The 23,363-nt window shown below is 73.0% G+C and carries 17 protein-coding genes and 1 pseudogene; 7 read left to right on the top strand and 11 right to left on the bottom strand.

Annotation, left to right across the window (positions count from 1 at the left end; all coding sequences use genetic code 11):
- Positions 1-18: 18 nt before the first annotated feature.
- Complete coding sequence (locus tag E1266_RS16745) at positions 19-1,521, bottom strand: acyl-CoA dehydrogenase family protein (RefSeq protein WP_132047923.1); 1,503 nt, start codon at positions 1,519-1,521, stop codon at positions 19-21.
- A gap of 49 nt (positions 1,522-1,570) precedes the next feature.
- Between E1266_RS16745 and E1266_RS38035 the strand changes: the two genes are divergently transcribed.
- Both E1266_RS38035 and E1266_RS16750 read left to right on the top strand, forming a co-directional pair.
- Positions 1,571-1,747: a hypothetical protein gene (locus tag E1266_RS38035; RefSeq protein WP_165966112.1), complete on the top strand. Its 177-nt coding sequence runs from the start codon at positions 1,571-1,573 to the stop codon at positions 1,745-1,747.
- A gap of 344 nt (positions 1,748-2,091) precedes the next feature.
- The gene (locus E1266_RS16750) at positions 2,092-4,989 is read left to right on the top strand and encodes a M36 family metallopeptidase (protein WP_132047925.1); all 2,898 of its coding nucleotides are present in this window, start codon (positions 2,092-2,094) and stop codon (positions 4,987-4,989) included.
- Positions 4,990-5,072: 83 nt separating this feature from the next.
- Here the strand turns inward: E1266_RS16750 and E1266_RS16755 are convergent, their stop codons facing one another.
- Positions 5,073-5,960, bottom strand: a complete 888-nt coding sequence (locus E1266_RS16755; RefSeq protein WP_132047927.1) for an SMP-30/gluconolactonase/LRE family protein — start codon at positions 5,958-5,960, stop codon at positions 5,073-5,075.
- 191 nt (positions 5,961-6,151) lie between these two features.
- Between E1266_RS16755 and E1266_RS16760 the strand changes: the two genes are divergently transcribed.
- The 3 genes from E1266_RS16760 to E1266_RS16770 all read left to right on the top strand — a co-directional run bounded on the left by E1266_RS16760 (position 6,152) and on the right by E1266_RS16770 (position 9,673).
- Positions 6,152-6,820, top strand: a complete 669-nt coding sequence (locus tag E1266_RS16760) for a TetR/AcrR family transcriptional regulator (RefSeq protein WP_132047929.1) — start codon at positions 6,152-6,154, stop codon at positions 6,818-6,820.
- A 107-nt stretch (positions 6,821-6,927) separates the two neighbouring features.
- Complete coding sequence (locus E1266_RS16765) at positions 6,928-7,665, top strand: SDR family oxidoreductase (protein ID WP_132047931.1); 738 nt, start codon at positions 6,928-6,930, stop codon at positions 7,663-7,665.
- A 46-nt stretch (positions 7,666-7,711) separates the two neighbouring features.
- Complete coding sequence (locus tag E1266_RS16770) at positions 7,712-9,673, top strand: GAF domain-containing protein (RefSeq protein ID WP_132047933.1); 1,962 nt, start codon at positions 7,712-7,714, stop codon at positions 9,671-9,673.
- A 27-nt stretch (positions 9,674-9,700) separates the two neighbouring features.
- Here the strand turns inward: E1266_RS16770 and E1266_RS16775 are convergent, their stop codons facing one another.
- The 5 genes from E1266_RS16775 to E1266_RS16795 are packed head-to-tail and all read right to left on the bottom strand — an operon-like array spanning position 9,701 to position 14,371.
- Positions 9,701-10,714, bottom strand: a complete 1,014-nt coding sequence (locus E1266_RS16775; protein ID WP_207945696.1) for a branched-chain amino acid ABC transporter permease — start codon at positions 10,712-10,714, stop codon at positions 9,701-9,703.
- The gene (locus E1266_RS16780) at positions 10,711-11,574 is read right to left on the bottom strand and encodes a branched-chain amino acid ABC transporter permease (protein ID WP_132047937.1); all 864 of its coding nucleotides are present in this window, start codon (positions 11,572-11,574) and stop codon (positions 10,711-10,713) included. The genes E1266_RS16775 and E1266_RS16780 overlap by 4 nt, the downstream gene beginning before the upstream one ends.
- A gap of 8 nt (positions 11,575-11,582) precedes the next feature.
- Positions 11,583-12,824, bottom strand: a complete 1,242-nt coding sequence (locus E1266_RS16785) for an ABC transporter substrate-binding protein (protein WP_207945697.1) — start codon at positions 12,822-12,824, stop codon at positions 11,583-11,585.
- A 37-nt stretch (positions 12,825-12,861) separates the two neighbouring features.
- Entirely contained in the window at positions 12,862-13,581 is a 720-nt protein-coding gene (locus E1266_RS16790; protein ID WP_132047939.1) for an ABC transporter ATP-binding protein, read from the bottom strand.
- A complete protein-coding gene (locus tag E1266_RS16795) occupies positions 13,568-14,371 on the bottom strand; it encodes an ABC transporter ATP-binding protein (protein ID WP_132047941.1) in 804 nt (267 codons plus the stop codon). The genes E1266_RS16790 and E1266_RS16795 overlap by 14 nt, the downstream gene beginning before the upstream one ends.
- A gap of 347 nt (positions 14,372-14,718) precedes the next feature.
- Here E1266_RS16795 and E1266_RS16800 point away from each other — a divergent pair, with 347 nt between their 5' ends.
- Together E1266_RS16800 and E1266_RS16805 are read left to right on the top strand one after the other, a co-directional pair.
- Positions 14,719-16,101, top strand: a complete 1,383-nt coding sequence (locus E1266_RS16800) for a tannase/feruloyl esterase family alpha/beta hydrolase (RefSeq protein ID WP_132047943.1) — start codon at positions 14,719-14,721, stop codon at positions 16,099-16,101.
- A 91-nt stretch (positions 16,102-16,192) separates the two neighbouring features.
- A pseudogene (locus tag E1266_RS16805) lies at positions 16,193-17,490 on the top strand (DUF6596 domain-containing protein).
- Between the two features lie 30 nt (positions 17,491-17,520).
- Here E1266_RS16805 and E1266_RS16810 read toward each other — a convergent pair.
- From E1266_RS16810 to E1266_RS16825, 4 genes are all read right to left on the bottom strand, one after another.
- The gene (locus E1266_RS16810; RefSeq protein ID WP_132047945.1) at positions 17,521-19,212 is read right to left on the bottom strand and encodes a TerD family protein; all 1,692 of its coding nucleotides are present in this window, start codon (positions 19,210-19,212) and stop codon (positions 17,521-17,523) included.
- A 6-nt stretch (positions 19,213-19,218) separates the two neighbouring features.
- Complete coding sequence (locus tag E1266_RS16815; RefSeq protein ID WP_132047947.1) at positions 19,219-19,788, bottom strand: TerD family protein; 570 nt, start codon at positions 19,786-19,788, stop codon at positions 19,219-19,221.
- A 103-nt stretch (positions 19,789-19,891) separates the two neighbouring features.
- Positions 19,892-21,736 (bottom strand): rhamnogalacturonan lyase, encoded by a 1,845-nt coding sequence (locus E1266_RS16820; protein ID WP_132047949.1) that lies wholly within the window; start codon positions 21,734-21,736, stop codon positions 19,892-19,894.
- A gap of 49 nt (positions 21,737-21,785) precedes the next feature.
- Complete coding sequence (locus E1266_RS16825) at positions 21,786-23,249, bottom strand: family 43 glycosylhydrolase (RefSeq protein ID WP_132047951.1); 1,464 nt, start codon at positions 23,247-23,249, stop codon at positions 21,786-21,788.
- Positions 23,250-23,363 lie beyond the last annotated feature (114 nt).

The following is a 23,363-nucleotide window of genomic DNA, read 5'->3' on the forward strand; positions in this document are numbered from 1 at the left end:
GGTCGGCAGGGCGGGACCTCACCCCGTCCCGGTCAGGTCGGAACCGGCGAACGGGAAGGGCCGCCCGGTCCCGGCGCCGACCGGCTCCGCCGGGCCCTGGTCGCCGACTATCCCGCTGGCCATCAGCCGGAACTCGGCGGCGACGCCGGCGATGTCGTGACGGAGGAACTCGACGGCGGGCCAGAGCCGCCCAGGGTCGGCCCCGGTCTCCTCGGCCCACTTCAGGACGCTCGTCACCGCGAAGAGGTAGCCGATGGCGCGGCCCGCGAGGACCTGGTGCGACTGGTCCAGGGGCCGGTCGAGGAAGGTCAGGTCCGTCTTGAGCGTGTCGACGGCGGGCGCCGTGAGCGGCCAGCCGGCCAGGAACTCGCTGAGCGGCAGGCCGCCCCGCCGGGTCAGGCAGTGCGCGGCGAGCTGCTGGCTGAGCATGTCGTTGTTGCCGTCGAAGACGGTGAAGACCCGCGAGTCGAGGAACGCCTGGCCGGCGATGTTGGTGGGCGACCCGCAGCGGTACCCTTCACCGCCGGTCAGCTGCTGGTAGTTCTGCGCCGCACGGACGATCCGCTCCGTGGCGACGGTCTTGAGGGCCTGGACGGCCGGGAACGCCGGGGTCATGTCGCCCTTGAGGTCCAGCTCCGTCTGCAGGTAGTGGCTGAACGCCTCGCAGATGGTGGCGGACGCGTCGATGGCGGCGAGCCGGTAGCGGACGAAGCCGATCTTGGACTGCCGTTTGCGCCCGATCCGGCGGCCGTCCGCGTACGCGTGCGCCTCCCGGCTGATGCGCCGCAGGAACCCGGCCCCCGCCGCCGCCAGCAGCGACCGCGAGGCCAGGAACAGGTCGACCGAGTCCACGCCCCGTTCCTCGGCCTCGATCCGCCGGTGCCGCGGCACGGTCACGTCGATGTCGTTGACCCCGTAGTCGAGCAGCTTCAGGCCGAGCGCGTCGTAGAGCTGGACGGTGCGGAACCCCTCGTCGCGCCGGACGATGAAGTAGCCGTACTCGCGGCGGTGCTCGTGCTTCGCGACGACCAGCCACCAGTGCGCGGAGGAGCTGAGCGCCTGCCAGTGCTTGCGGCCGCGGATCCGGTAGCCGCCGTCGACCTCCTCGAAGGCGGTCGTCATGGCGGACAGGGCCGACCCGGCGCCCGGTTCGGTGGCGGCGAGGCCCGCCCGCAGCGGATCACCGCCGCTGAACAGCGGCAGCATCTCCTCCTGGGCCTCTTCGCCGGCCCATTTCACGACCGGCAGGAGCGCGAGCGCGGTGTTGACGATCACGTACACGCCGAGCGCCAGGTTCCACTCGGCTGCGGTCTCCACGGCCCGGCACATCTCGACGTGGCTGTCGCGGCCGCCGTACCGCGAGGGCAGGGTCGGGAGCAGGACTCCGGCCCTGACCAGGAGCGCCCAGTCCTCGGCGGGGAGGTATTGCTGCGGATAGGCCGCCGAATCGAATTTCGACGCGACCGCGTCGATCCCGGCGATGAACTCGTCCGTCGACAGGGACAGCAAATCATCCGTCATGATGTCCGCTTTCACGGGTCGGCCGTACGGTGCAGGAGAAGTCGATCAGATGCGGGCGATCATGAGCATTCCGAGGTCGGGTGCACTGCGCAACAGCGGCCCATACACCACCTTCCGAATCATGAGATTCTCAGCGCTCAGCGCCATGGTTATCCCGATGATCACCGCCCGCAAGGAACAACTTGCTTACCGCGACGGGCATAAGAACACGTTCTACGTCTACTGACCTGCACGGCCTCACCGAACCGTAAGGGTTATGTGCACCGTGTAGCCACGTGATCACGATCCGGTCGTCATTGACCTCCACCGGCCGCCCCGCACCCGCGGGACCTGGCCGGTTCCTTCCACCGGGCCTCCGGGCGTCATGCGTGAATCGCGCACTTTCGTCCCGCTGTACTCGGCAACCATGCGAAACAGCCGCTGTCAAGGGCGAACACCGACTTTCGGCCATATGGGGTTGATGTGCCAATTCGCCATAGTTGGGGGTCCGGGGCACTGCTTGTCTCTTCAACGGCCGGATGACCGACCGGCCGACCCTCCACGGGCCATCCGCCCGTCCCCCAGGAGGCAATGGTGCCCAGGACCCGCTGGACCGCCGCGACAGCCGCGGCGGTCACTGGAACTCTCCTGACCATCGGGCTCGCGACCCCCGCCCAGGCCGAACGCTCGGCTCCCCGGCCGGAACCGCCCGGCGAGCACGTGGAGCCGCCCGACAAGGACGCGCGCGGCGGCGCGCTCGCCCCCACCGCCCGGCAGAAGAGCGCCGCCCGCGACGTGACGGTCCGGTGGAACAGGTTCGGCACCCCCGCCTCGGTGACCGGCACGGGCGCCCTGGCCGACGGCCTGCCCGGCGGGCCGGAGAAGGCGGCGCGCGCCTACCTGGCCGGCAACCGGGACCTCTTCGGCCTGGACGCGCCGGCCGTCACCGCGCTGGAGAAGGTCGCGGTCAACCCGATCGGCGACGGCGCCGCCGTGCTGCTGCGCCAGCGCTTCGGCGATCTGCCCGCCGGCCACGACGGGCTGGTGGCCGTCGGCGTGCGCGGCGACGAGGTCGTCTCGGTCACCTCGTCCCTGTCCCGGGACGGCGGCGCCCCGCCGTCCGCCACGCTCTCCGAGGAGGACGCGGTCGCCGCGGCGGCCCGCGACGCGGGCATTACGGTCTCGGACGGCGCCACCCGCCGGGTCCGGCTCGTCGCGGTGCCCACCGCCGACGGCGTCCGCAGCGCCTACCAGGTCACGCTCATGGACACGTCGGCCGCGGAGCCGAAGGCCGTCACGTCCCACGTCGACGCCCGGTCCGGCGCGGTGCTGGTGCGGGAGAACCTCGTCGACCACGACAGCGACGACCCGCGCTGGTCGGTGTTCCCGGCCACGCCGCCCGGCGACTACTCGTCCCGCGACACCCGGCGGACGTGGTGCTACACGCCCGCCCGCGGGTGCAGCTTCGTCGTCGGCGGCGACCCCTCGAACGGGAACGCCTGGGACGTCGACCCGGCGACCGGAGAGTCGACCCACACCAGCCTGGGGAACGCGGCCCGCTCGTACGACAACCGCGCGAGCGACGACCCCTTCACCGTCGGGACCCGCACCAACGCCCCCCGACCGGACCGCGCGTACACCTACCGCTGGGGCAACCAGTGGTACAAGAGCAAGTGCGACCCGGCGACGCTGGACAGCCCGCAGGAGGCCGACCTCGAAGCGGCCATCTCCAACCTCTTCGTCCAGCACAACCGCATGCACGACTGGTCCTACCGGCTCGGCTTCACCGAGTCGGCGTGGAACATGCAGGCCGACAACGGCGACCGCGGCGGCCTCGGCGGCGACCCCGAGCAGGGCAACGCGCAGGCCGGGGCGCGGTTCCCCAGCATCCGCGACAACGCGAACCAGATCACGTTCCCCGACGGGATCGCCCCGATCACCAACATGTACCTGTGGCAGCCGATCGCGGGCGCGTTCTACTCGCCGTGCGTGGACGGCGACTTCGACATGACCGTCATCGGGCACGAGTACTCGCACGCCATCTCCGGACGCATGGTCGCCGGCCCGGACGCCGGGTGGAGCGGCCCGCAGGCCGGGGCGATGAACGAGAGCACCTCCGACCTGCTCGCCATGGAGTACCTCAGCGAGTACGGGTTCCGCCCGCCCGGCCGGACGCCGTACGTCATCGGCGCCTACGTCACCGGGGAGCCGCGCGCCGGGATCCGCAACTACGACATGAGCCGCAGCCCGCTCAACTACGGCGACATCGGCTACGACCTCGTCGGGACGCAGGTCCACGCGGACGGCGAGATCTGGACCGCCACCCAGTTCGACCTCCGCGAGGCGTTCGTCCGGCGGTACGGCGACGGCAGCGCCGCGCTGCAGCGGAAGTGCGCCGACGGCAAGGTCGACGCCGCCGAGTGCCCGGGCAACCGGCGGTGGGCGCAGCTGTCCATGGACGCGCTGCTGCTGATGGCCAGCGGAGCGGTCAGCTACGTCGACCACCGCGACGCGCTGCTCGCCGCCGACACCATCCGGTTCGGCGGGAAGAACCACGAGCTGATGTGGAAGGTCTTCGCCCGGCACGGCCTGGGAGAGGCGGCGTCCAGCGCGGGCCCGGCCGACGCGGACCCGGTGCCGAGCTTCGCGTCCCCGATGTCGCGCAACGCCGGCGTCACGCTGAAGCCGCGCGGCGATGCCAAGGACGGGGCGGTCCGGCTCTACGTGGGCGACTACGAGGCACGCGCCGTCCCGGTGGCCGACACCGACCCGGCGACGCCGCTCGGCGCCACGTTCGCGATCGCGCCCGGCCGCTACTCCTTCGTCGCGGTGGGCGCCGGCTTCGGGCACAAGAAGTTCACGGCGACGATCGGCGCCGGGCAGAAGTCGCTGCCGGTGACGATGCACCGCAACCTCGCCGCGAGCGCCAACGGCGCGACCGCCGCCGGTGACGGGCAGTCCCAGGGGGCGCTGCTGGACGAGACCGAGGCGACCAACTGGCAGTCGGTCGAGGCCCCGGTCGCCGACCGGCAGGTGACCGTCGACCTGGCGGGCGACCGCCCGGTCAAGGTCGGCCGGATCCAGGTCAGCGCGATGCTGCGGCCGACCGTGGCGAGCGACCCGGAGGGCGCGAACACCGCGCAGAACCGGTTCACCGCGCTGCGGGCGTTCAAGGTGCTGGCCTGCGACTCCACCCGGGCCGACTGCGCGGCGGACGGGTCGTACCGCACCGTCTACACCAGCCCGTCCGACGCGTTCCCCGCCGACCGGCCGCGGCCCACGGCACCCGACATCAACCTCCGGTCGTTCGACCTGAGGGACGTCAAGGCGACGCACCTGCGGCTGCAGGTGGTCTCCAGCCAGTGCACCGGCGCCCCGGCGTACGCGGGTGAGCAGGACAACGACCCGCGTTCCGCCACCGACTGCGGCACCGCCGCCCGGTGGGCCGGCCTCGTCCGCGCCGCCGAGCTCCAGGCGTTCGCCCGGTAGCCCGGAGCGGCAGGCGAGGCGGGGGCCGTTCCGGCCGCCCCCGCCTCTCCGTCGTCCGGACTCGGCGGGCCGGTGTTCCGCCGCTAGGACGCCGCGGCCGGGACGGTGACCCGGATGGCGAGCATGCGGGCCTCGGTCGCCGCCTTGCGGGCCGCCTCGTGGAAGTCGGGTGCGGCGCAGGCGTACAGCGTCCTGCCGTCGGCGCCGCCCAGGCCGCACGCGTACACCGGCGAGCCCGGCTTGATCTCGTCCGTGATCTCGCCGCCGTCGAGCACCCGCACGAGGCGGTCGCCGATGGCGTCCGCCACCCAGAGGCCGCCCTCGGCGTCGAGGCAGACGCCGTCGGGGGCGACCCGCAGCTGCGCGAGCATCTCCGCGACCCCGCGGTCGGCCGGGAGCGGCCCGAACTCCGCCCACGTCCGCCGGCCCTCCAGGTCGCCGCCGCCCGTGACGTCGAACGCGGTGATGCGGTTCCCGAACGTCTCCGCCACCACGAGCACGCCGTCCGGAGTGATGACGGCGCCGTTGGGGAACCAGAGGTCGTCGGCCACCTGCGTCACGCCGCCGTCCGGGTCGACCCGGTGCAGCGCGGCCGTCTCCAGCGGATCGCCGGCCATCAGGTCGAAGCCGAAGTCGCCCACGTAGGCGCGGCCCTGTCCGTCGACGACCATGTCGTTGACGTGCCCGGTCGCGTGCTCGGCGAGGTCGGCGTGGACGGCGAGCGTCCCGTCGGCCTCCCGGCGCAGGATCCTGCGGTCGCGCATGGAGACGACCAGCAGGCGCCCGTCCGGGAGCCAGCCGAGCCCGGACGGCTGCCCGGGGACGGTGGCCTCCACCCGCAGGTCGGATCCGTCCTCGCGCATGGACATGACCTCGTGGGTGTAGAAGTCGGAGCACCAGAGCCGCCCGTCGCGCCAGCGCGGCGACTCCAGGAAGCGAAGGCCCTCGGCCACGGTGGTCGGCTCCGTCATCGTCGTCCTCCGGCGGGAGTGTTCTGGCTGTTCATCGGGTCACCGGTAAAGTGAATAAGCGCATAGTCACCACGTTAGAATGCCGATGTCAAGGGTCACGGGCGAGTGCGTTCATGGCGGCGACGTGCGCGGACGCCGTCGCGAGCCGCTTCGGGACCGGGCATCGGACGGCGACGGAGCGAGGGACGCGGATGGCCAGACGGCAGGCCCGATTCACCGCACAGGACTTGGCGCGCGACCCCCGCCTGCGGGACCACTCCCCCGACCTCTGGAGGGAGGATCTCGGGGACGTGCAGCGCGGCCTGCTGACATCGGCGGTGCGCTGCTTCGCCGCGAACGGCTTCCACGCCACCACCACGCGCGACATCGCCGAGGGCGTGGGCCTCAGCCCGGCGGCGCTCTACGTGCACTTCCCGTCGAAGGAACTGGTCCTCTACGAGATCATCCGCGTCGGCCACGAGCGGGCCCTCGCGTGCGTCCAGGAGCCGTCGATCGTCGCGGTGGAGGACTCGGCGGACCGGCTCCGCGCCGTCATCGCGGCGTACACCGCGTGGCACGCCCGGCACCACGTGGTCGCGCGCGTCTGCCAGATGGAGCTCGCCGGGCTGACGGCCGAGCACTACGACGAGGTGCTGGAACTGCGCCACCGGACCAACGAGTTCTTCCGCGCCGCCGTCGTCCGCGGGGTCGACGACGGGTCGTTCGCGCGGGTCGACGTCAAGCGGGTCACGCGGGCGATGCTGTCGCTGAGCATCGACCTCGTCCGCTGGTACCGGCTCGACGGCGACGACTCCCCCGAGCAGCTCGGCGAGTTCTACGCCGACCTCGCGCTGAAGCTGGTGGCCCCTCCCGGCCGCTGATCACCGGCCCCACCTGATCCGCCGACTTGGTGATCAGCGGTTGACAAGACCCGGCCCAATGCTGACTATGCGCTTAGTTAGTTCAGGCGGAAGGGACGGGTGCCGCGATGGCGGATCTGACGTTCGACTTCACCGGGCGGACCGTCGTCGTCACCGGCGCGGCCCGCGGCGTCGGCCGGGCCGTCGGGGAGCACTTCCACAACGCCGGCGCGACGGTGTACCTGGTCGACTCCGACGCCGCCGCGGTCAGGGCCGCCGAGGACGAGACCGGCGCGACCGGCCTCGTCGCCGACGTGTCCGACACCGCCCAGGTCACCGGCGTGATGGACCGGGTGGTGGCCGCCGCCGGCCGCATCGACGTGCTCGTCAACAACGCGGGCATCCTGCGCGACGGCGTGCTGTGGAAGCTCTCGGACGACGACTACGAGGCGGTCATGGCGGTCCACGCCGGCGGCACCTTCCGGTTCACCCGCGCCGCGGTCCCGCACCTGCGGCGGCAGGGCGGGGGGCGGATCATCAACGTCACCTCCTACACCGGGCTGCGCGGCAATCCGGGCCAGTCCAACTACGCCATGGCCAAGGCCGGGATCATCGGGTTCACCAAGACGGCGGCCAAGGAGCTCGCGCGGTTCGGCATCACGGTGAACGCGATCTCGCCCAACGCGCGGACCCGCATGACCGCCTCCATCCCGGCGGACACGCTGGCCCGGCTGACCGCCGAGATCCCGATGGGCCGCTTCGCCGACCCGGCCGAGATCGCCGGCGCCGTGGCGTTCCTGGCCTCCGAGGAGGCGTCCTACATCACCGGCGTCGTGCTGCCCGTGGACGGAGGCATCTCGCTGTGACGCCCACCCCCCGCTGACGGATCGGACACGGACGGACGGAGCACCGATGAACTGGGCAGTGACGCTGAACCCGACCACGACCCCGACGCCCGCCGCCGTCTTCCTCGACCTGCTCGCCCGCGAGGCGTCCCCCGCCGAGTTCGAGGGGCCGCTGGTGGCGGCCCGCGCGGCGGGCGCCGGACCCGAGACGCTGGCGGAGCTGGAGGCCGCCCAGCTCGCGGCGCTGCGCGTCCGCGCCATCATGCAGCGCTACGCGCGCCGCGAGGCCGAGCTGGCCGCGCTGTTCGACACCGCCGGGGACCTGGCCGCGCTGCGCGACCACGACGCGATCCTGGAGGCGATCGTGCACCGCGCCCGGCGACTGCTCAACGCCGACATCGCCTACATGACGCTGAACGACGACTACATGGCGGACGGCGGCCGCCCCGGCGGCGGTGAGGGCGGCGACACCTGCATGCGGGTGACCGACGGCGCGGTCTCGGCGGCGTTCCGGCGGCTGCGGGTCCCGCTGGGCGACGGGCTCGGCGGGCTGGTGGCGCAGACCGCGATGCCCTACAGCACCGACCACTACCTGAAGGACCCGCAGTTCCGGCACCGGACGTTCATCGACGAGGCGGTGGCCGAGGAGGGCCTGGTCGCGATCCTGGGCGTGCCGATGCGGACCGGCAGCCGGGTGATCGGCGTGCTGTACGCGGCCAACCGCAGCGAGCGGCCGTTCGACCAGGAGAAGGCGGTGCTGCTGGGATCGCTGGCCGCGCACGCCGCCGTGGCCATCGACAACGCCCGGCTGCTGCAGGAGACCCGCGCCGCGCTGGCGGAGCTGAGCCGCACCGCCGCGAAGGACAGGGCCCGGGGCGCGGCCGTCGAGCGCGCCGCCCAGGCGCACGACCGCATCACCGCCCTGGTCGTGCGCGGCGGCGGCGCCGGGGAGGTGGCCGCGGTGGTCACCGAGGTCCTGGGCGGGTCCCTGCACATCCTGGACGCCGGCGGCCGCCCCGTCGCCGCCTCCGGCGACCCGGCGCCGCTCGGCGAGGACGAGTGCTCCGCCGTCATGGCCGCCGCGCATTCCGCCCGCACGCGGGGGCGCGCCGTCCGGCGCGGCGACCTGTGGGTCGCCTCGGTCACCACCGGCGACGAGGTGCTCGGCGCGCTGGTGCTGCGCACGGCGGCGGAGGTCTCCGACGCCGATCGGCGCATCCTGGAGCGCGCCGCGCTGGTCACCGCGCTGCTGATGCTGCTGCGGCACAGCGCGACGGAGGCCGAGGGCCGGGTCCGCGGCGAGCTGCTGGACGACCTGCTGGGCGGGCGCGTGGACGGCACCGGGGCGGCCGAGGCCCGGGCGCGCAAGGTCAACGTGGACCTGACGGCCGCGCACGTCGTGCTGGTCGCGCGGTGCCCCTCGCCGGAGCAGCGCAGGCGCGCCGCGTTCTGGGCGGCCTCGCACGCCGCGGTGTCGCACGGGCTGGCGGCGGTCCACGGCGAGGAGGTCGTGCTCCTGCTGCCGGGGGACGAGCCCGGCGAGGCGGCCAAGCGGGTCGCGAAGGAACTCGGCGCCGCGCTCGCGGAGCCCGCCGCGGTCGGCGCGGCCGGGCCGGTGCGCGATCCCGCCCGCGTGCCCGCCGCCCACCGGGAGGCGCGGCGCTGCGCCGACGCGCTGGTCGCGCTCGGCCGCCGGGACGGCGCCGCGGACGCCCGCGAGCTCGGCTTCGTCGGCCTGCTGATCGGCGCCGACCGCGACGTCGGCGGCTTCCTGCGGGCGACGCTCGGCCCGGTCCTCGACTACGACGCCCGGCGCGGCACGTCCCTCGTCCGGACGATGGAGGGGTACTTCGACGCGGGCGGCAGCCCGTCCAGGACCGCCGAGCGGCTGCACATCCACGTCAACACCGTCAACCAGCGGCTCAACCGCGTCGGGCGGCTGCTCGGCGCGGACTGGCAGGAGCCCGGGCGGGCCCTGGAGATCCGGCTGGCGCTGCGGCTGCAGCACCTCCAGGGCCCGCAGGGCTGACTTCACGGCCAGCCGGGGCCGGCCCGGTCAGACAGGCGTGTCCACGGGCTTCCTGGGTTCGGACTCGTCACCGTCCGCGGCACGGGCCGCCGCCGCGCGCCGGAAGGCGGGGAGCCGGGCGGCCGTCCCCCAGATGCCGCGGCGGAACAGCAGCACGATCACGACGAAGATCGTGCCGGTGACGATCCCGGTCTCCTGGAACCCGGCGGTGGCGAGGTAGTCCTGGAGCTGGACGATCAGCGCCGCGCCGATGGCGCCGCCCCACAGCGTGCCGATGCCGCCGAGGATGACCATCATCACGACCTGCCCGGACGTGGTCCAGTAGACCCCTTCCAGGGAGGCGAAGCCGTGGCCGATGGCGAACACGCCCCCGGCCGTCCCGGCGAGCGCCGCGGACAGCACGAACGCCAGCAGCCTGTACCGGTCGACGGGATAGCCGAGCGCGCGGGCCCGGGCGGGGTTGTCGCGGATGGACACCAGCACCCGCCCGAACGGGGAGCGGACGATGCGCCAGGCCGCGAACAGCCCGGCCAGCGCGAACGGCAGGCCCGCGTAGTAGAAGTAGAACGGGTCGGACAGGTCGAGGCCGAACAGCTCCCGGGGGATGCCCTGCAGCCCGTTCTCCCCGCCCGTGACGTCCCGCCACTGGTTGGCGATGAAGTAGATCATCTGGGCGAAGGCCAGGGTGACCATGGCGAAGTAGATGCCGGTCAGCCGCACCGACAGGAAGCCGATCGGCAGCGCCAGCAGCGCCGCGAACGCCGCGCCGCCCGCGATCGCGACGGGGAACGGCAGGCCGGTGTGCAGCGCGATCAGGCCGGTGCAGTAGGCCGACCCGCCCCAGAAGGCGGCGTGCCCGAACGACAGCAGCCCGGTGAAGCCGAGCAGCAGGTCCACCGCCGCGGCGAACAGCGCCCAGCAGGCGATGTCCAGCGCCACCGGCGGGTAGATCAGCCAGGGCAGCGCGAGCGCGGTGAGCAGGCCGGCGACGAGCAGCGCCGTCCCGCCGCGGCCCGAGCGGGCCAGCCTGGACAGGATCACCGGAACGCCTCCTCGCGCCCGAACAGCCCCGCCGGGCGCCACAGCAGCACGGCGGCCATGAGGATGAACACCAGGGTCTGCGACAGCGCCGGCACGTACAGGTTGCCGAGCGCCGACACCACCCCGATGGCGAAGCCCGCGACGACCGAGCCGAACACCGAGCCCAGCCCGCCGATCACCACCACCGCGAACACGGTGATGATCAGGTCGGCGCCCATCAGCGGGTTGATCGCCCGCATCGGCGCGGCCAGCACCCCGGCGAACGCGGCCAGCGCGATCCCGAAGCCGAACACCGGGGTCACCCACCGGCCGACGTCGATGCCCAGCGCCCGGGTCAGCTCGGGCCGCTCGGTCGCCGCCCGGACGATCATCCCGACCCGGGTCCGGGTGAGGACGAGCCACACCGCGACGCAGACCGCGGCCGATATCCCCAGCACGAACACCTGGTAGGCGGGATAGGTGAACAGCCCCAGGTCGATCGTGCCGTCCAGCCCGGACGGCCTCGGGTACGGCTGGGAGTTCACCCCGTACTCGCGCTTCACGACGTCCTGGAGGATCAGCCCGAGCCCGAACGTGAACAGCAGGTTGTAGAGCGGGTCGAGCGGCGTCAGCCGCCGGATGAACAGCCGCTCCAGGACGATCCCGCCCACGCCCAGCAGCGGCGGGACGAGCGTCAGCGACACCCAGAAGTTCAGGCCGAACGAGTCGAGCGCGATGAACGCCCCGAAGGCGCCGAGCATGTAGAACGCGCCGTGGGCGAGGTTGACCACGCCGAGCATCCCGAAGATGACGGCCAGGCCGAGGGCGAGCAGGGCATAGAACGCCCCGCCCACCAACCCGTTGAAAGCCTGCTGGAGCACGCCGCCGCCTACAGGTCGCAGGCTTCGTCGGGCTGCGGCTGGAACGCCTCCGCCGCCGGGATGGTCTTGAGGACCTCGATGAAGTCCCACTCCTCCTCGACCTCGCCGGCCGGCTTCACCTGACCCAGGTACGCGTCGTGGAGCAGCAGGTGGTCCTCGGCGCGGATGGTGGCGTTGCGGGCGAACATGTCCTCGAACCGGTGGCCCTCCAGCTCCGCGACCACCTTGTCGGAGTCGTCGGTGCCGCCGCGCTGCACGGCCTCCAGGTACTGCAGGGCTGCGGAGTAGTTGCCCGCCATGTTGGAGGTGGGACGCTGGCCTGCCTTGGCCTGGAACTCGTCGGCCCAGGCGCGGGACTTCCCGTCGAGGTTCCAGTACCACATGTCGGTGTAGCGGGTCCCGGCCAGCGCGTCCGGTCCGAGCGACTCGATGTCGGTGATGACCAGCAGCCCGACCGCGAGGCCGACGCCCTTGTCCTTGAGCTTGTACTCGTTGTACTGCTTCACCAGGTTGATCAGGTCGCCGCCGGCGTGCATGGTGCCGAGCACCTTCGGCTTCGGGTCGAGGCCGGGCGCCTTGAGCAGGAACGTGGAGAAGTTGTCGTTGGGGAACTTCGTCGGATCGGTGTCGACCACGCCGCCGCCGGCGGCCTCGATCGCCGTCGTGAAGGTCTTCTGCATGTCCTCACCGAACGCGTAGTCCGGGTAGATGATGTACCAGCTCTCGGCGCCGTCCTTGGTCACCTCGGTGCCGGTGCCGTGGGCGAGCATGTAGCTGTTGTAGCCGTAGTGGAACGTGTACTTGTTGCACTGCTTGCCGGTCAGCTCGGTGCTCGCGGCGCCGACGTCGATGAACACCTTCTTCTTCGTCTTGGCGATGTTCGCGACGGCGAACGCGGCCGACGAGGTCGGCACGTCCAGGATGACGTCGGCCTGCTGCCGGTCGTAGAGCTCCTGCGCCTTGGAGTTGGCGATCTCCGGCTTGTTCTGGTGGTCGGCGGACAGGACCTCGATCTGGCCGGTCACCGCGTCGTCGCCGTACTTCGCCTTGAAGTCGGCGACGGCCATCCGCACCGCCTCGACCGTCTTGCGGCCGGAGGTGTCGGCGTAGATGCCGGACTGGTCGTTCAGGACGGCCAGCACGATCTTGTCGTCGCTGATCGCGCCGCCGCCGCCGGACGGCCCGCCCCCGCACGCGGCCAGCAGCAGTCCGGCGGCGGCGAGGCCGCCGGTCCAGCCCATGAGTCTCATCAGGTCTCTCCTCTGTTCCCAGGCGGTCGGCGGATCGTCAGATTCCGAGGTATTCGAGTAGCTCGTGCTCGCGTTCGCGGACCTGGTCGTTGCCGAGCGACTCGACGATCCGGCCCTCGGCGAGCAGATAGTGGCGGTCGGCGACGGTGACGGCGAAGTGGACGTTCTGCTCGATCAGCAGGACGGTCACTCCGGCGGCCTTGACCTCGCGGAGGATGTCGCCGATCTGCGCGACGATCAGGGGCGACAGCCCCTCGGTGGGCTCGTCGCACAGCAGCAGCCGGGCGCCCGTCCGCAGCACCCGCGCCAGCGCGAGCATCTGCTGCTCGCCGCCCGACAGCTTCGTCCCGGGGAACCGGCGCCGCTCGCGCAGCATGGGGAACGTCTCGTACACCTGCTCCAGCGACCACGGCTCCGGGCCGCCCGCGCCCGCGGACCTCGCCCGCGGCGGGAGCGTCAGGTTCTCCTCCACCGAGAGGGTCGCGTAGACGCCCCGGTCGTCCGGGACGAAGCCCAGCCCGCGGCGGGCCCGGCGGTGCGGGTCGAGGCCGGTGACGTCCTCGCCGGACAGGGAGATCGCGCCCGCCGTCCGGCCGTAGGAGCCGTGCAGCCCCATCAGGCAGCGCAGCAGCGTGGTCTTGCCCGCGCCGTTGCGGCCGACGAGCGTGACGATCTCGCCCTCGTCCACCCGCATCGACACCTCGCGCAGGGCCTGCGCCTCGCCGTACCAGGCCGACAGGCGGTCAACGCTCAGCATGGGCGTCTCCGAGGTAGGCGGTGATGACGCGCGGGTCGCGGCGGATCTCGGCGTACGGGCCCTCGGCCAGCACCCTGCCGTGCTGCAGGACGGTCACCCTGTCGGCGAGGCTCGCGACCACGTTCATGTTGTGCTCGACGAGCACGACGGTGCGGCCCGCGCGGATCTTGCGGATGAGCTCGATCGTTCGGTCGACGTCCTCCACGCCCATCCCGGCGGTCGGCTCGTCGAGCAGCAGCACCTTCGGGTCGAGCGCGAGGGCCAGCGCCAGTTCCAGCGCCCGCTTGCGCCCGTACGACAGCGAGCCCGCCGGGACGCCGCCCAGATCGGCGAGCCCTACCTGGGCGAGCAGCTCTTCGGCGCGCCCGGCGAAGCGGCCGAGCCGCCGGTCCGACAGCCAGAACCGCCAGCCGATGCCGGTGCCGCTCGCCAGCGCCAGCTCGACGTGCTGGTGCGGGGTCAGCTCGGCGAACAGGCTGGTGATCTGGAACGAGCGCGCCACGCCGAGCCGGCTGATCGCCTCGGGGCTGCGCCCGGCCAGCTCCCGGCGCTCCTCCAGCAGCACGCTGCCGGCGGACGGCTTCAGGAAGCCGGTGAGCAGGTTGAACAGGGTGGTCTTGCCGGCGCCGTTCGGACCGACCAGCGCGTGCACGCCGCCCTCGGCCACGTCCAGGTCGACGCCGTCCACCGCGCGGAAACCGCGGAACTCCCTGACCAGGCCCCGCGCCCTCAGCACCGGGGCGGGTCCGGGCCCGGCACCGCGCCCGTCCTCCGCCGGCCCCCCTCCCATGCGACCTCCTCGCGCGTCATGGCGTGATCCGGGCCGCACCCGGGACGCCGTGTCGGTGAACGCTAGGTGGCGCCCGGGAGAGCGAACAGGCGACCGGAGCACACTTTCCGGCGGCCCCGTATGAAGCGGCGCCACACCGCCCCTCGGGCCGGCGCGCGAAACCGGAGCGCCGGAGGAAGGCCGCGGTGACCAGCCTGGATCCAGCCCGGCATCGCATGGACGCGCACGCCACAGGACGCCGATCAAGAGTGGTGTCCGGCGACGTGGCCCGGCCCGTCACGGGTCGCACAGCATGGCGTCCAGCAAGGGCCCGACCGACCGGTCCGATCCCCCCCAGGGAGCCGCACATGCCCGTCCTTCGCAGATCGTCCGTCTCGGCCGCGGCGGTCCCGTTCCTGGTGGCACCGCTAGTAGCCGTCGTGCCGCCAGTGCACGCGGACACCCGCTGCCCCCGCATGGACCGCGTCCACGTGCCCGGAGCGCAACGGCAGACCGCGGCCTGCCTGGCGGACCTGACCACCGCCGGCACGGTGGAGTCGGGCCACACCGAACCCGCGCAGTGGACGGGACTGCACGCGGCCGCCACCCGCAATCCGAGCGGCGTGCCGGGCGTCCAGATCGACGGCTACTTCCGGGACGACTCCGCGTTCAACGCCACCCACGGCTGGAACCACGACTCGCAGTTCGTGATCCGGCTCCCGAAGCACTGGAACGGCGGCCTGGTGGTCGCCGGGGCGCCCGGGACCCGCCTCCAGTACGCCAACGACTTCACCATCTCCGACTGGGTGCTGGCCAAGGGGTACGCCTACGCCTCGACCGACAAGGGCAACAACGGCAACGAGTTCTACAAGGACGGCAGGCGCCCCGGCGACGCCGTCCGGGAGTGGTACCACCGGATGACCCAGCTCACCATCGCCGCCAAGGCGACCGTGGCCCGCCACTACCGGAAGGCCCCGCGCAGGACGTACGCGGCCGGCATCTCCAACGGCGGGCAGCTGGTGCGCTGGGCCCTGGAGAACCATCCCGAGCTGTACGACGGCGGCATCGACTCCGAAGGCACGTACTGGCCGCGCGACAACGCGCCGAACGCGCTGACCTACCTGCCGGTGGCGCTGCGCAACTACCCCGGGTACCGGGACACCGGCGACCGCGGGGCCCACGCCGCGATGGTGAAGGCCGGCTTCGCCCGGGGCTCGGAGTTCCTCTGGGACTTCAACTACAACGTCCTCTGGGACGGCACGCAGCGCATCTACCGCGAGGAGGTCGACCCGTCCTATGACGGCGACCTGGAGGCGGGCATCCCGTACTGCGAGAGCGGTACGCCCAACTGCGACACCGACTACCGCTACTCCACCCGTCCGGAGAGCGTCCACCGGACGGTGCGGAGCCTCGGCCACACCGGCCGCATCGGCAAGCCGATGATCACGGTGCACGGAACGCTGGACACCCTCTTGCCGATCCGAGTGCACGGCGACGCGTACGCCGCGAAGATCCGGGAGCGGGGCAGGGGTCGCCTGCACCGCTACTACCGGATCGAAGGCGCCTCGCACCTGGACCTGGAGTACGACATGTTCCAGGACCGGATGCGCCCGCTCCTCCCCTGCATGCGCACAGCCTTCGAGGCCCTCGAGCACTGGACGTCCCCGCACGGCGCCCAGCCACCGCCACCGAGCGCGACGATCCCCCGCCAGACCTCCGGCAACGTGGTCGACCACTGCTCCATCGACTGACCGGCCGCGGCGCCTTCCCCGGTCAGACGGCACGGCCGCGGTTCTCGAAAAAAGTTCCGCGGCCGTGTCGATCCGAGCGGGACGGCGCGACATGGGCGACCACACGGGCGAGCACACGGGCCGGGAGGCCGTCGCCGCCGTCTGGCGGATCGAGTCCGCGCGGATCGTCGGCGCGCTCGCGCGCTACACCGGCGACTTCGCGCTGGCCGGGGACCTCGCGCAGGAGGCGCTCGCCGAGGCCCTGGTGACCTGGCCGCGCGACGGCGTCCCCCGCAACCGGACGGGCTGGCTGCTCACCGTCGGCCGGCGCCGCGCGATCGACGCGTTCCGGCGCCGCGCCGCCCTGGACGACCGGTACGCCGCCCTCGCCCGCGACCTGGGCGAGGGCGGCGCCGCCTCGGGGAGCTCCCCCGCCGATCCGGCCGGGGAGGCCGCGGACGTGCTGTGGGATCCGGACCGGATCGACGACGACCTGCTCGCGCTGATGTTCGTCTCCTGCCATCCCGTGCTGTCGCGGGAGGCGCGGGTGGCGCTCACCCTGCGCGTCGTCGGCGGCCTGACCAGCGACGAGGTCGCCCGCGCGTGCCTCGTCCCGACCGCCACCGTGCAGGCCCGCATCACCCGGGCGAAGAAGACCCTCGCGGCCGCGCGGGTGCCGTTCGAGGTGCCGCCCGCCGAGGACCGGCGCGAGCGGCTCGGCTCGGTGCTCAGCGCGGTCTACCTCATCTTCACCGAGGGGTCCACGGCCAGCTCGGGCGGCGACCTGATCCGGTTCGACCTCGCGGGCGAGGCGCAGCGGCTCGCCCGCGTCCTGTCCCGGCTGGTGCCGGACGAGCCCGAGGTCCACGGGCTGCTGGCGCTGCTGGAGCTGACCGCGGCGCGGTTCCCGCCCGCACCGGCCCGGACGGCGAGCCGGTGCTGCTGGAGGACCAGGACCGCCGCCGCTGGGACCGCGCCGCGATCCGCCGCGGCCGCGCCGCCCTCGCCCGCGCGGAGCAGGCCGGCCGCGGGCTCGGCGCCTACGGGCTGCAGGCCGCGATCGCCGAGTGCCACGCCGTCGCCCCGTCGGTCGAGGAGACGGACTGGGAGCGCATCGTCGTCGTCTACGAGGCGCTCGGCCGGCTCGCCCCGTCCCCGGTCGTCGACCTCAACCGCGCGGTCGCGGTCGCCATGGCGGACGGCCCGGCCGCGGCCCTGCGGATCGTGGACGGGCTCGCGGAGTCCGGCGCGCTGCGGGACTCGCACCTCCTGCCCAGCGTCCGCGGCGAACTGCTCGCCCGCCTCGGCCGCACCGCCGAGGCCCGCGCCGAGCTGGAGCGCGCCGCGGGCCTCACCGCCAACGAACGCGAACGCGCACTGCTCCAGCGCAAACTCGCCGCCCTCCCCTGACCACCGGACCGGAACCCGGCCGGCCGGGGGCTAGTCGTGGGCGGCTATGGAGCGGGCGTGGGCGGTGAGGACGTGGGTGAGGAGGGCCGGGGCGCGGGTGCCCGCGACGGTGTCCGGGAGGACTTCCGGGGTCAGGTTCCAGCCCGCGCCGACCCACGAGTCGCCGATCATGCCCTCGCTGGACGGGAGGTCGTTGCAGGACTGCCGGACGCGGATGGCGCGCACCGTCTCCGCGGCGGGGGTGTCGGTCTCGACGAGCAGCACCGGGACGCCGGCGAGCGGGCCGTCCTCGACGAGGCGCAGCACGTGGTGCGCCTCCTCCCCCGCGACCGCGGCGCCCGCGTCGAGGATCACCACCAGCCGCACCGGCGGGCCTTCCGCCGCCGCGGCGGGCAGGTCGCCGCCGATGCGCCGCAGGTCCACCAGGTCGAGCAGCCGGCGGAGCCGCTCGGACGCCGCCGGGCCGGTGGCCACCCCGCCGCCCAGCAGGCGGGCACTGGTGACCGGGTCGAAGCCGTGCAGCCAGCCCGCGCCCGACAGGCCCGCCGCGTCGATCACCTCCAGGCCCGCCAGGCCGGGCGGGACGGCGGCCAGGAACCGGGTCACCAGCGACCAGGCGTAGGCGGCCGAGTCGCCGGGCATCGTGCCGCGCGAGACCCACACGCCGCGCCGCCACGGCATCCGCAGGACGAGCGGTATCCGCAGGCCGGGCAGCTCCTCGGTGCTCAGCCGCCCCACCAGCATCCCCTCGGCCAGGTCGGTGCCCGGCCGCCAGGTCAGCCAGGACGGCGCGTCGAACGGCGCGACCTCGGCGGTGACGTGCGGCTCCACCCGGGCCAGCTCGTCGCGCAGCTGCGCGGCGTCGGCGCGCAGCCGCTCGTCGGCAGCCCGCATCAGCTCGTCGAACCGGCCGCGCGGCGCCCGGCCGGCGATCTCCTCGTTGCGGAGCCGCAGCGCGTGCTCGGTGGCGGCGCGGAACGAGGCCAGCGAGCGGCTGGCGTCCTCCCAGACCAGCCAGCACCGTTCGAGGTAGCCGACCTCCGAGGAGGGCGGCGGCTGCGGGGCCGGCGCCTGCTGCGGCGTCGGCCGCGGGGGCGGCTGGGCCGGCGGCGGCTGCGTGCGCGGCGGCGGTACGGGCTGCGGCTGTGCGGACGGCGGCGGCTGGGCCGGGGGTGGTGCGCCCACCGCCGGGCCGGCCGGGGCGGTGCCCATGCCCGCGTCCTCGCCCGGGTCGTCCACCTCGACGCCGTGCGCCTCGACCAGCTCGGCGAGCCCGCCGGCGTAGCCCTGCCCGACGGCGCGCACCTTCCACTGCCCGGACCTGCGGTAGATCTCCAGCCCGATGATCGCCTTCTCGGGGCCCAGCCCCCGGACGGTGAACAGGGCCGCCGGTTCGTCGCCGTCCCCCGCCAGCCTGACCTGCGGCGGCGGCATCGCCCCGAACGACCCCGCCCCGGACAGGCTCACCGCGACCAGCACCGCGTGGACGTCGGCGGGCACCGTGTCCAGGTCGAGCCGCACGCGCTGCCGCCCCCCGCCGTCGGCCCACCGCACGCCCGGCGCCTCCGGGGCGTTGAAGAACACCAGGTCGGCGTCGGAGCGGACGCGCAGGTCGGGGCCGACGAGCAGGGCGCTCACGTCCACGGGGACGGCGCAGGACACCGTGGCGGTCAGCCGCCGGTCGGGCAGGGCGACGTTGGCGCCCGGGGAGAGCTCGGTCATCGGCGGTCAGGCGAGACCGGCGATCGTCGGGAGCATGTCCTCGAACGTGCGCCCGTGGCACGGCTCGCCGATCGCGTTCATCTTCCAGCCGTCGCCGTGCCGGTAGACGCGGGCCATCACCATCGCGGTGTGGGCGCCGCCGCCGGTCAGCGTGTACCGGGCCATCTCGCCGCCGTCCTGCTCGTTCACGAGCCGGCAGAAGGCGTTCTCGACCTCGTCGAACGTCTGCCCGTTGAAGGAGCTGACCGTGAACACCAGCGACGTGACGTGCACCGGGAGCCTGCCCAGGTCGACGATCACCGACTCGTCGTCGCCGTCGCCCGCCCCGGTCAGGTTGTCGCCGGTGTGCCGGACCGAGCCGTCGTCGCTGACGAGCTTGCCGAAGTACACCACGTCGGCGATGCTCCCGTCGGCGAAGAGCACGCAGGACGCGTCGAGGTCGATCTCCCGCTCCCGCGAGCCGAAGAAGCCCTTCTTCTTCACCGCGTCCCAGCCCAGCCCCATCCGGACCATGCTCAGCACACCGCCGGGCTTCTCCAGCGAGATCCGCTGGCCCTTCACCATCGAGACGGTCACAGCCGTCGCCTCCTCGGAGTTCCTTCACCGGACCGAGGAAAGCCTGGCAGCCGATCCGCCCGGTTGTCACCTGTTCACGGTGATCAGGGGCGTCCCGGCCCCGTCACGGGACGTAGATCGAGGGCTGCGGCGGGGCGCTCATGCCGTCGCCGAGGAAGAAGCTCGTGTGCGGCGGCTGGTTGTAGGCGGTGTTCTGCCAGGCCAGGGCGGTCCGGTACTGGGTGTCGTGGAGGAGGGTGTGGAGCTTGCGGCCCGTGACGTCGCGGGTCGTGTAGACGCGGAGCCGCGTGTTGTCCGTGGTGGGCCACACGACCTCCTCGCGCCAGTCGCCGAGCAGGTCGCCGCTCAGCGACGGGACGGCCTTCGTGCCGTTGTTGGAGTGCACGCCCGAGGCGGTCAGCAGCCGCGTGTCGCCGGACGGCCCGTACTTGTCGATCTGGGTGCGGTCCAGCAGCTCGCGGACCGGGTCGGCGTCCCACCAGACGAGGAAGTTGGCCGAGGACGGCTTGCGGCCCGCGTTGTTCCCGGTGACGGAGCGCAGCTCCGAGACCGAGGACGACCAGAACTCGGACGCGATGCGCCCCGTCCAGATGTCGCCGGCGACGCCGCGGCCGTTGTCGCAGCAGGCGGACGTCGACCACAGGATCCGCCCGTCGCGGGGGTCGATGTACAGCGACGACGGCTGGCCGGTGGACTCGCTGACCTTGAAGTACTCCAGCCCGGGACGGGCGGGGTCGAAGTCGCCGAGGTGCTGGGCGTCGCCGTGGCCGGTGCGGGTCGTCCAGAGGCCGCGGCCGTCGTCGTCGACGGTCATGGCGCCGTAGACGATCTCGTCCCGGCCGTCCTGGTCGACGTCGCCGACCGACAGGCTGTGCGAGCCCTGCCCGTCGAAGCCCCGCCCGGCGTTGGTGGAGCTGTTGGTGTCGAACGTCCAGCGGCGGGTGAAGCGCCCGTCCCGCCAGTCCCAGGCGGCGATCACGCTGCGGGTGTAGTAGCCCCGCGCCATGATGAGGCTCGGGCGGACGCCGTCCAGGTAGGCGGTCCCGGCGAGGAAGCGGTCGACGCGGTTGCCGTACGAGTCGCCCCAGGAGGAGACGTTGCCGCGGGCGGGGACGTAGTCGACCGTCTGGAGCGCGGCGCCGGTCCGCCCGTCGAACATCGTGAGGTACTCCGGCCCGGCGAGGACGTACCCGGAGGAGTTGCGGTGGTCGGCGGAGGCGTTGCCGATGACCCGGCCGGTCCCGTCCACGGTCGCGTCGGCGGTCTTCATCGCGACCTCGGCGCGGCCGTCGCCGTCGTAGTCGTACACCTGGAACTGGGTGTAGTGCTGGCCTGCGCGGATGTTGCGGCCGAGGTCGATCCGCCACAGCCGGGCGCCGTCCAGCCGGTAGGCGTCGACGTAGACGTTGCTGGTGAAGCCGCTCTGGGAGTTGTCCTTGGCGTCGGACGGGTCCCACTTGAGCACGAACTCCAGGCGGCCGTCGCCGTCGAGGTCGCCCACGCTCGCGTCGTTGGCGCTGTAGTTGGAGCCGGGCGGCTGGATCGGGACGTCCAGGTACCCGTCGCCGAACCGGAGGGACGCCTCGGAGGCGGACCCCTCGGCGCCGTTCACGATCGGCCGGACGGTGTACGACGCGCCCGCGGGCGCGCCCTCGTCCCAGTGGTTGGTGGAGCCGGAGACGGTGGCGACGCGTGTCGACCCGCGGTAGAGGGCGAAGGCGGTGCCGGACGGTTCGGTGCCGAGCAGCCGCCAGCCGACGTAGTTGCCGTTGCCCGACCGGACGCTGATCAGACCGCGGTCGAGCCGTTCGGCCTGGCGGGCGGCGGCCTGATACGCGGTGGCCTGATACGCGGTGGCCTGGTCGGCGGCGGCGGGGACGGGGGCGAGCGCCGCGAGCAGTGCGGTGAGGACGGCGATGCGGAGCGGTCTGCGCAGTTCGGGAGCCATGCGCGGGGTCCAATCCGAGTGGCGGGGGTCTTTCGGGGATGGCGGGGTTCTATTCGAGGTAGAAGGTCGCGTCGCCGCGGGCCGCGGAGGAGTCGGCGGTCTCCAGGTAGAGGAGGGAGGAGCGCTGCCGGACGTACCGTCCGGCGAAGTTGACCGCCTCCAGCGAGATCCCGGCCGCGTCGGCGAGCCCGGACCGCTGCCGGAACGAGGAGTCGGCCCTGAACAGCGCGGTCGCGTCGTTCCGGTCGACCCACAGCTCATAGTTGCGGTGCCTCAGGTAGTGCCCGGGGTAGTTGGCGGATTCGAGCGACACCGTCCCGTCGCCGTTGAGTCCGGGGACGATCCTGAACTGGGAGTCGGCGAGCATGGCGACGTCCGCGTCGAGCCTGGCCCGGAAGTCGTAGTGGCGGACGTAGCGCCCGGGGCTGCTGTAGGACGACAGCCGGTACGGGGTCACGCCGTCGCTCACCGGGATGCCGAAGTTGGGCGTGCCGTCGGAGTTCCAGTAGAGCTTCTGGACGCGCGTGCGCCGGTTCGGGTCGTTCAGCGGATCGCCGCTGATGTCGCGGTAGTCGCGGTCGTGGTAGACGAGGATGTCGCTCCGGCCGTCCTCGGAGACGGTGAAGGAGTTGTGCCCCGGGCCGTACTGGCTCGTCGCGTCATTGCTGGTGAAGACGGGGGTGGGGCTCTTGCTCCAGGACGCGGCGTTCAGCAGGTTCGCCGAGGCCGAGGCGGTGAGCAGGCCCATGCAGTAGTTCGCGTCGGTGGCGCTCGCGGAGTACGTCATGAACACGCGCCCGTTGCGGACGAGCACGGCGGCGCCCTCGTTGACCTTGAAGCCGACCGTCTCCCACGGCAGCGTCGGCGTGCTCAGCAGCGTGGGCGTCCCGGTGATGGTCCACGGGCTGCTCATGCGGGCGATGTAGAGGCTGGAGTTGATGTCGCTGCCCGGCGGGCTCTGCGCCCAGACCAGGTAGCGCGTCCCGTTGTGAGCGAAGGTGGTCGCGTCCAGGGAGAAGGTGTCCCACGGGGTGACCAGGCGGCCCAGCTCCGTCCAGGTCGAGGTGAACGGGTCGGCGCCGGAGCTCTGCAGGACGTACATCCGGATGCGCCAGATGTCGTCGGACCGCCCGGCGGCGAAGTACACGTACCAGCGGCCGTCGATGAAGTGGATCTCGGGCGCCCAGATGTGCGCCGCCATCTCACCGGACGCGTGCCTGCGCCAGATCACCCGTTCGCTCGCGCCGGCCAGGCCCTGGATGGTCGTGGCGCGGCGCAGGATGATCCGGTCGTACTCCGGCACCGTCGCCGTGAAGTAGTAGTTGCCGTCGGAGTGCCGGACGATGTGCGGGTCGGCGCGCTGCCGCACCAGCGGGTTCGTGTAGCGGCCGCCGGGTGGGGCGGGAGCCGCCGCGGCCGCGCCCGGCCAGGCCGCGACGCCTGCGGCGGCGACCGGCACCGCGGCCAGCGTCCGCAGGACGGTACGGCGATCGAACGCTCTCGGGTCTTCCACGGATTTCTCCTCACCCTCGGCCTGGAAGCGCTTTCAATGGCAGGCCGGAAATGCCCGCGGGGTGCCCGCCGGGGCGGGCGCCCGTTGGCCGTATCGCTGAATGTTTGCGCTAAC

It is taken from the genome of Actinomadura sp. 7K534, from assembly GCF_004348575.1.
GTDB classification, from domain to species: Bacteria; Actinomycetota; Actinomycetes; order Streptosporangiales; family Streptosporangiaceae; genus Spirillospora; species Spirillospora livida.

What these genes read in the sequence shown, in the direction of transcription:
- E1266_RS16745 (WP_132047923.1), bottom strand. Translation starts at nt 1,521, where the DNA reads ATGACGGATGATTTGCTGTCCCTGTCGACGGACGAGTTCATCGCCGGG.
- E1266_RS38035 (WP_165966112.1), top strand. Translation starts at nt 1,571, where the DNA reads ATGCGGGCGATCATGAGCATTCCGAGGTCGGGTGCACTGCGCAACAGC.
- E1266_RS16750 (WP_132047925.1), top strand. Translation starts at nt 2,092, where the DNA reads ATGGTGCCCAGGACCCGCTGGACCGCCGCGACAGCCGCGGCGGTCACT.
- E1266_RS16755 (WP_132047927.1), bottom strand. Translation starts at nt 5,960, where the DNA reads ATGACGGAGCCGACCACCGTGGCCGAGGGCCTTCGCTTCCTGGAGTCG.
- E1266_RS16760 (WP_132047929.1), top strand. Translation starts at nt 6,152, where the DNA reads ATGGCCAGACGGCAGGCCCGATTCACCGCACAGGACTTGGCGCGCGAC.
- E1266_RS16765 (WP_132047931.1), top strand. Translation starts at nt 6,928, where the DNA reads ATGGCGGATCTGACGTTCGACTTCACCGGGCGGACCGTCGTCGTCACC.
- E1266_RS16770 (WP_132047933.1), top strand. Translation starts at nt 7,712, where the DNA reads ATGAACTGGGCAGTGACGCTGAACCCGACCACGACCCCGACGCCCGCC.
- E1266_RS16785 (WP_207945697.1), bottom strand. Translation starts at nt 12,824, where the DNA reads ATGAGACTCATGGGCTGGACCGGCGGCCTCGCCGCCGCCGGACTGCTG.
- E1266_RS16790 (WP_132047939.1), bottom strand. Translation starts at nt 13,581, where the DNA reads ATGCTGAGCGTTGACCGCCTGTCGGCCTGGTACGGCGAGGCGCAGGCC.
- E1266_RS16795 (WP_132047941.1), bottom strand. Translation starts at nt 14,371, where the DNA reads ATGGGAGGGGGGCCGGCGGAGGACGGGCGCGGTGCCGGGCCCGGACCC.
- E1266_RS16800 (WP_132047943.1), top strand. Translation starts at nt 14,719, where the DNA reads ATGCCCGTCCTTCGCAGATCGTCCGTCTCGGCCGCGGCGGTCCCGTTC.
- E1266_RS16810 (WP_132047945.1), bottom strand. Translation starts at nt 19,212, where the DNA reads ATGACCGAGCTCTCCCCGGGCGCCAACGTCGCCCTGCCCGACCGGCGG.
- E1266_RS16820 (WP_132047949.1), bottom strand. Translation starts at nt 21,736, where the DNA reads ATGGCTCCCGAACTGCGCAGACCGCTCCGCATCGCCGTCCTCACCGCA.